Below are 5,800 nucleotides of genomic sequence, written 5' to 3' on the forward strand. Positions count from 1 at the left end.
ATGTATGAGTGAATCATCGGTCATATTTTAAATAATATGAATGCATTAATCAAAGGAATGATATGGAAAACATTATTAGTACAAATAGTTTACCTGGAAAAATAATGGTGGTTGTACCCTGCGTGTTAACGGCAGCAGGAATTGTACATCGATTAAAATCCATGCCAAAAATTCATAAATTAGTGAGCAATATCAAAAGGATTGATGAGGCTTATGGAGAGGTATTAAAAGCCACGGACTCACTTGTTATTTTGAATATTAGCGAGTCATCTACTCAACTCGCTGAGGAGATAAAATTTATTAACTGGTGCCGTACAGTGCAACCTGGCGCTGCCATTGTTGCTTACACACGAAATCATAAACTTAGCGTGTTGAATTATATTTCTGCTTTGGGTGCGCGGGTGATTATTTCTCAATACGAGTCATCCTCAACATTCACCGATTTAATTATAAAGTCTTTTTCCTCCAGATCGATGCTTTCCAGCCCGATGATCAAGAATATTCTGGATACGAGAATTTCAGGTGAACTGACGGTATGCGAAGTTCAGGTAATAGGGCAGTTATTTCTTGGGCACAACGTCAGCCAGGTTGCTCAAAGTTTAGGACGCGATATCAGAACGGTGAGCGCACATAAAAGACATGCGATGGAAAAACTCGGCCTTCAGTGTGAGAAAGATCTCCATGTCCTGGGTTGCGCACTGCTAGGAAAGTGAAAGTTTTAAAAGGAGATAAATATGCAGGAAAGCAAAGCAAAGGTCTTTTTGCGTAACCCATTTTGCCGCGCGTTAGTTGTTAGCAAGCGGCCAATGATGAGAGAAGGCCTTCAGTTTATGATGAAGGAACGCGCTGAGAAATCATCGCTCATTCTTTGTGAAAACTATTTGGATATCAGGCCAGAAATATTGCTGCAGATCGATGTGGTGGTTATTGAACTGGATAGCACGTTGCAGGAAATCTTCGAAGCCTGTGATTTCTTCAACCAATTACAAAATCAGCACCGGCAAGTGGAGTGGGTTTTCACGCTTCCCGTGAACTTGGTGAATATTGCCATTGAACGGTTGTTGACGGCCAAAACAGCATTGCTTTCTTTACATGAACCGATGAGCCGTATTATCGAACATGTCTTTAATAGCGGTGGTCAAACCGAAAGAATTAGCCGGCTTCTTTTGCAAGAAAAAGCGGTTAATACGTCCGATATTACGGTGACGAATGCCAATTTAACTTTTTCAGAGCGTCGTGTTCTACGGCTGCTTAGCAAAGGGTGGCAACTGACCCAAATTGCGACTCTGCTCGAGAAAAGTTACAAAACCATCAGTGCACAAAAAAGCAGTGCTATGCGCCGCCTGATGCTGAAAACGGACGCCGAAATGTATGCATGGATGATCAGTGTACATGGGATGCAGGAGCTGAATTTGCCTCCGTATCACCAGGGGATATGAAGAAAATTAGTGATGACTGAGGTTCGCTAGTGCGTCCTCAGTCATCTGATTATTGGCAGACATCGACCCAAAGTGCAGCTGTGAGTTCAGCCAGACGAGCCGGGGAAATACGCACTGCGCTATGAATCGCTCCTGCTGCGGGTAAAACTTCTTCGTACTGTTTTAGTGAAATATCACAGTAAACCGTTAACGGATTTTCCAGGCCAAACGGACAAACCCCGCCTACCGGATGACCTGTCCAGATAACCACTTCATCGCTGCTGAGCATGCGGGCTTTTGCCCCTAAAGCCGCTTTGAGTTTTTTATTATCCAGGCGTGCGTCACCTTTCGCGACAACCAACACGACTTGATCCTTAACTTTCAACGACAATGTTTTAGCAATTTGGCCCGGTTCAACGTTATGGGCCATGGCTGCCAGAGCAACGGTGGCGGTGCTTTGGTTTAATTCGATGATGTCGATATCCGGGGCGTTTTCGGCAAAGAATTGCCGGACTGACTGCAGGCTCATGCTTTTCTCCCATTCTTGGCCGCAAATAATTTGGCATAAGGCTGTGCTATATGTAAACCAGTGAACGCATAATTTCTATGTGTCATGAATACATACCGTCAATAGCCAATGCTGTGATGTGAAATAGCTAAACAACTCAAAGTTTCAGTGATTTCTGGATCTTCTTCACAATCACTGCAACCGGTTTCAGTAACCGGTTGCAGAGTAAGAAAAGGCGATGAATACTGAAACGGTCACACACCTGTACCCAATAATAAGAGCAGCCTATGAAACCTATTTTTTTATGCTGTGCCACTGATGCCCCTGCCAGTGTTTTAGACATTAAAGCTGTATCTAAAAAGGTCCCGGCTACGGGGATCAATTATATAAATTACGGATTGTTACGCGGCGATATTCTTCCCGCTGTAACATTCGCGTTGAAAGCCTGACAGGAGCACTGCTATGTCATCGAATCATGCCGCTTTTAATCTGATCTTTCGCTTCGTAGAAAACTACGTGAGTCCCGTCGCGGGAAGAATTTCATCACAACGCCACGTTATGGCGATTCGTGATGGGTTTATTTCTGCGATGCCATTCATGATTGTCGGTTCGTTCCTGCTGGTCTTCGCCTATCCGCCTTTCTCGCCAACCACCACCTGGGGCTTTGCTCGAGCATGGCTGGATATGGCAAAACAGTTTGAAGGGCAAATTCTGACGCCGTTTGATATGACGATGGGCATTATGTCTATCTACATTTGTGCGGCGATTGCCTATAACCTCGGTAAACATTATGTGAAGTCGCACGGCCTGGATCCGTTCATGTGTGCGATGCTTTCGCTAATGGCATTCCTGCTGGTGGCGGCTCCGAAAACCAAAGGTGTGATGCCGATGGATAGCCTGGGCGGGACGGGGATCTTTACCGCGATTCTGGTGGCGGTTTACTGTGTTGAAATGATGCGCTTCCTGAAAGCGCACAATATCGGGATCAAGCTGCCGGACCAGGTTCCACCAATGATCAAAAACTCCTTTGATCTGCTGATTCCTGTGCTGGTTGTGGTTCTGACACTCTACCCGCTGAGTCTGCTGATTCAGTCGCAGTTCGACATGTTAATCCCGCAAGCGATTATGTCGGTGTTTAAACCTCTGGTATCTGCTGCTGATTCATTGCCGGCCATTCTGCTGGCGGTGCTGATTGGTCACTTGCTGTGGTTTGCCGGGATTCACGGTGCGGCGATTGTTTCCGGCATGCTGCAAATGTTCTGGCTGACCAACCTGGGGATGAACCAGAGCGCGTTGGCACAAGGCGCACCTTTGCCACACATCTTCATGGAAGCATTCTGGACCTTCTTCATTGTTGTCGGTGGTTCGGGGGCCACTATGGGTCTGGTGATTTGCTATCTGCGGAGTAAATCTGCCCACCTGCGTTCCATTGGCCGTCTGAGTATTGTCCCAACTTGCTTTAACATTAACGAACCCGTCATCTTTGGTACGCCAATCGTAATGAACCCAGTGTTCTTTATTCCATTCTTGCTGGCACCAATGGTTAACGCCGTGCTGGCATGGGGTGCTATGAAGATGGATTTGATTGGCCGTGTGATTTCAGTGGTTCCATGGACTGCACCCGCGCCAATCGGTGCTGCATGGGCATTAGGCTGGGATTTCCGTGCGGCGATTCTGGTGATTCTGTTGGCTGTTGTTTCCGCCATCATCTACTTCCCGTTCTTTAAAGTGTACGAGAAGCAGTTGCTGGAGCAGGAAGCGGAAGAAGCTCAGAAAGCCTCTGGCGAAGAGAGCCAACAGGCTGCTTAATGAAATGAAAGAGTGAGATGAAACGGTGGGGAAACCCGCCGTTTTGCTTTATTACTTCAGGGTACAGTCGCCACAACCTTGTACATCAGGCAACTTATAGCGCTGGCAGCAGGTGCGGCGTACCAACAAACCTTCGCGCAGGATTACAGTGCGGTAGAGGGGGTTATCCTGGCCATCGCGCAGTTGTTTTTCAAAGAAACAGGCGTGGCGCAATTCAGCGATTGTCGCATCATCAAGCAACTCTCTCAGCTCACCAAAAAACCAATTTAGCAAATACCCAGTATTGCTCCAGATGAGTTTCCCATTGATCTCACCGCTGTTTTCCAGCGCCTCAACGACCGGCATTAGCCCTTCAACCAGCAGTTTCTCAAGGCGTTGTTGCAACGGCTGGGTGGTTGCCACTCTATCTTCCTGAACGTCTATCCAGAAAGTGGCGGCTCTGCCCGTTTCATGAAACTCGACATGAATATGTTGTGGGCCGATATCCAGCGCTCGGGGCTGAGTGATCAGCGCCATCACCAGCGGTGGAACCAGCAGGCCAAGATACCATTGCGCCCACAGTGATTTCAGCGGTTTCCCCTCACGGGCAAGTTGCGGCTGGTTGCGATAAATATGGTCACTGTAACAGGCAAGAAGCGAGGTTAACGCAGCGGGTTGGGTCCATTGATACAACGTCTGGCTGGTTGCCGGAGCGGGCTCATTGAATTTGATGATGTCATTAAAATAAGGTCGATGGGTGATGAAATGTGCGCGCAGCTCATCTGCCAGCTCTGGCTGTGAGCTGGTAGCAAATGGCGAGTGCCATGCAAAATCATCAAGAAACTGGGAAGACTGAAAAGCCATCGACAAACAAGACCACTAATACAAATGATAATGATTGCCAATCCTATCTATAGGCAAAGCCTTTAGCAAGGCTATTTTGTGCGCGTGTTCTGATGGGGGATTTTGGCTCAGGCAGGCAGCAGCGATTCGCTGACAAAAATGCTATTACGACCCTGGCGTTTGGCTCGATAAAGAGCGCTATCAGCTTGCCGTAAGGCCTCTTCGATGTTTTGCTGTTCCAGCACGGCAAGGCCAATGCTGGCCGTCACATGGGTTGCCACGTCGTCATTAAACAAGTGTGGGATCTTTAAATCATAAACCCGTTGGCGGATACGTTCAGCGGTTTGCAAAGCCTGCTCGGCATCCACATCGGTCAGCAACACCATAAATTCTTCACCGCCATAACGGGTGACAATATCGCGAGAACGAACGGCATCGCGAATGGCGGCAGAGACATGGATCAAAGCCTGATCGCCCATGCTATGACCATAGTTGTCGTTGTAAGCTTTAAAATGATCGATATCCAGCAACAAGACGAAATGCGTGCCGCTTCCAACGGCTAACACTGTCTCAAGTCGATTTTGAAAACCACGGCGGTTATACAGACCGGTAAGGGGATCTAACATACTCAAATCGTTAAGAGTTTCTTTCTCTTCGAGTAGTTTATCCATTAAACGACGAGTAAAATTATCATTACGTTGCTGAATGATATTCTGAATGATAATGCCAATGCCCGGGAGGGCCACCGAATATAAAACTCTCGGCCAATTATTCCCGTGGTCGAGCCATAAAATCATTAGCGTTACCGGCAAGCATGAGGCGATAAATGCTTGTATGTTATTGATAAAAGAGATTGAGCCAATAAATAATATCGCCAGTAAGGCAATAATTAGAAAATTAAGATCTTTAATCGGCATCACACTGACTTTTATATAGATATGCCATGCCCAAAGTGAGCCAATTATTAACGAAACAGCGTTAATGTTGATCAGTGTTTTTTTGTTAAAAAACTGCCAGAGCAGGCAGCAGAGGCTTATCACCAGCACCATGATAATCGGTAAGGTAAGGTGCTGAGTGTGGGCAGAAGGCGACGCCATACTAAATCCCGCAGAAAACGCGTTCAGTAATAAAAATAAACGCAACGAGAGTTGATGTTTCCCTTTGAGTAAAGCGCGCCAGGTTGTTGCTGTCATATCAGATAGTTCTTTTTACTCGAACTCAACATTATGCTGTTGAATAATAT

6 protein-coding genes are annotated in these 5,800 nt (G+C 46.7%); 3 read left to right on the forward strand and 3 right to left on the reverse strand.

All coding sequences use genetic code 11. The features are described 5' to 3' along the window. The first annotated feature begins 62 nt into the window (after nucleotides 1-62). Nucleotides 63-713 carry a LuxR C-terminal-related transcriptional regulator gene (locus MES37_RS23170; RefSeq protein ID WP_064543311.1) on the forward strand — a complete coding sequence of 217 codons (651 nt, stop codon included), beginning with the start codon at nucleotides 63-65 and terminating at the stop codon, nucleotides 711-713. Nucleotides 714-734: 21 nt separating this feature from the next. After that, on the forward strand, nucleotides 735-1,439 hold the full coding sequence (locus MES37_RS23175) for a helix-turn-helix transcriptional regulator (protein WP_064543313.1): 705 nt from the start codon (nucleotides 735-737) through the stop codon (nucleotides 1,437-1,439). Nucleotides 1,440-1,488: 49 nt separating this feature from the next. Here the strand turns inward: MES37_RS23175 and MES37_RS23180 are convergent, their stop codons facing one another. Then, complete coding sequence (locus MES37_RS23180) at nucleotides 1,489-1,947, reverse strand: YbaK/EbsC family protein (protein WP_064543315.1); 459 nt, start codon at nucleotides 1,945-1,947, stop codon at nucleotides 1,489-1,491. A 441-nt stretch (nucleotides 1,948-2,388) separates the two neighbouring features. Between MES37_RS23180 and MES37_RS23185 the strand changes: the two genes are divergently transcribed. Then, the gene (locus tag MES37_RS23185) at nucleotides 2,389-3,735 is read left to right on the forward strand and encodes a PTS sugar transporter subunit IIC (protein WP_121814859.1); all 1,347 of its coding nucleotides are present in this window, start codon (nucleotides 2,389-2,391) and stop codon (nucleotides 3,733-3,735) included. A 51-nt stretch (nucleotides 3,736-3,786) separates the two neighbouring features. Here the strand turns inward: MES37_RS23185 and fhuF are convergent, their stop codons facing one another. Then, nucleotides 3,787-4,578, reverse strand: coding sequence for a siderophore-iron reductase FhuF (fhuF, locus tag MES37_RS23190; RefSeq protein WP_237932728.1), 792 nt, complete (start codon nucleotides 4,576-4,578; stop codon nucleotides 3,787-3,789). A 107-nt stretch (nucleotides 4,579-4,685) separates the two neighbouring features. After that, complete coding sequence (locus MES37_RS23195; protein WP_237932729.1) at nucleotides 4,686-5,750, reverse strand: GGDEF domain-containing protein; 1,065 nt, start codon at nucleotides 5,748-5,750, stop codon at nucleotides 4,686-4,688. Nucleotides 5,751-5,800: the final 50 nt, after the last annotated feature.

It is taken from the genome of Buttiauxella sp. S19-1, assembly GCF_022134725.1.
Lineage (GTDB): Bacteria > Pseudomonadota > Gammaproteobacteria > Enterobacterales > Enterobacteriaceae > Buttiauxella > Buttiauxella ferragutiae.

Bases quoted from the DNA above. Each gene is read 5' to 3' on its own strand.
- MES37_RS23170 (WP_064543311.1), top strand. From the start codon at position 63: ATGGAAAACATTATTAGTACAAATAGTTTACCTGGAAAAATAATGGTG.
- MES37_RS23175 (WP_064543313.1), top strand. From the start codon at position 735: ATGCAGGAAAGCAAAGCAAAGGTCTTTTTGCGTAACCCATTTTGCCGC.
- MES37_RS23180 (WP_064543315.1), bottom strand. From the start codon at position 1,947: ATGAGCCTGCAGTCAGTCCGGCAATTCTTTGCCGAAAACGCCCCGGAT.
- MES37_RS23185 (WP_121814859.1), top strand. From the start codon at position 2,389: ATGTCATCGAATCATGCCGCTTTTAATCTGATCTTTCGCTTCGTAGAA.
- fhuF (WP_237932728.1), bottom strand. From the start codon at position 4,578: ATGGCTTTTCAGTCTTCCCAGTTTCTTGATGATTTTGCATGGCACTCG.
- MES37_RS23195 (WP_237932729.1), bottom strand. From the start codon at position 5,750: ATGACAGCAACAACCTGGCGCGCTTTACTCAAAGGGAAACATCAACTC.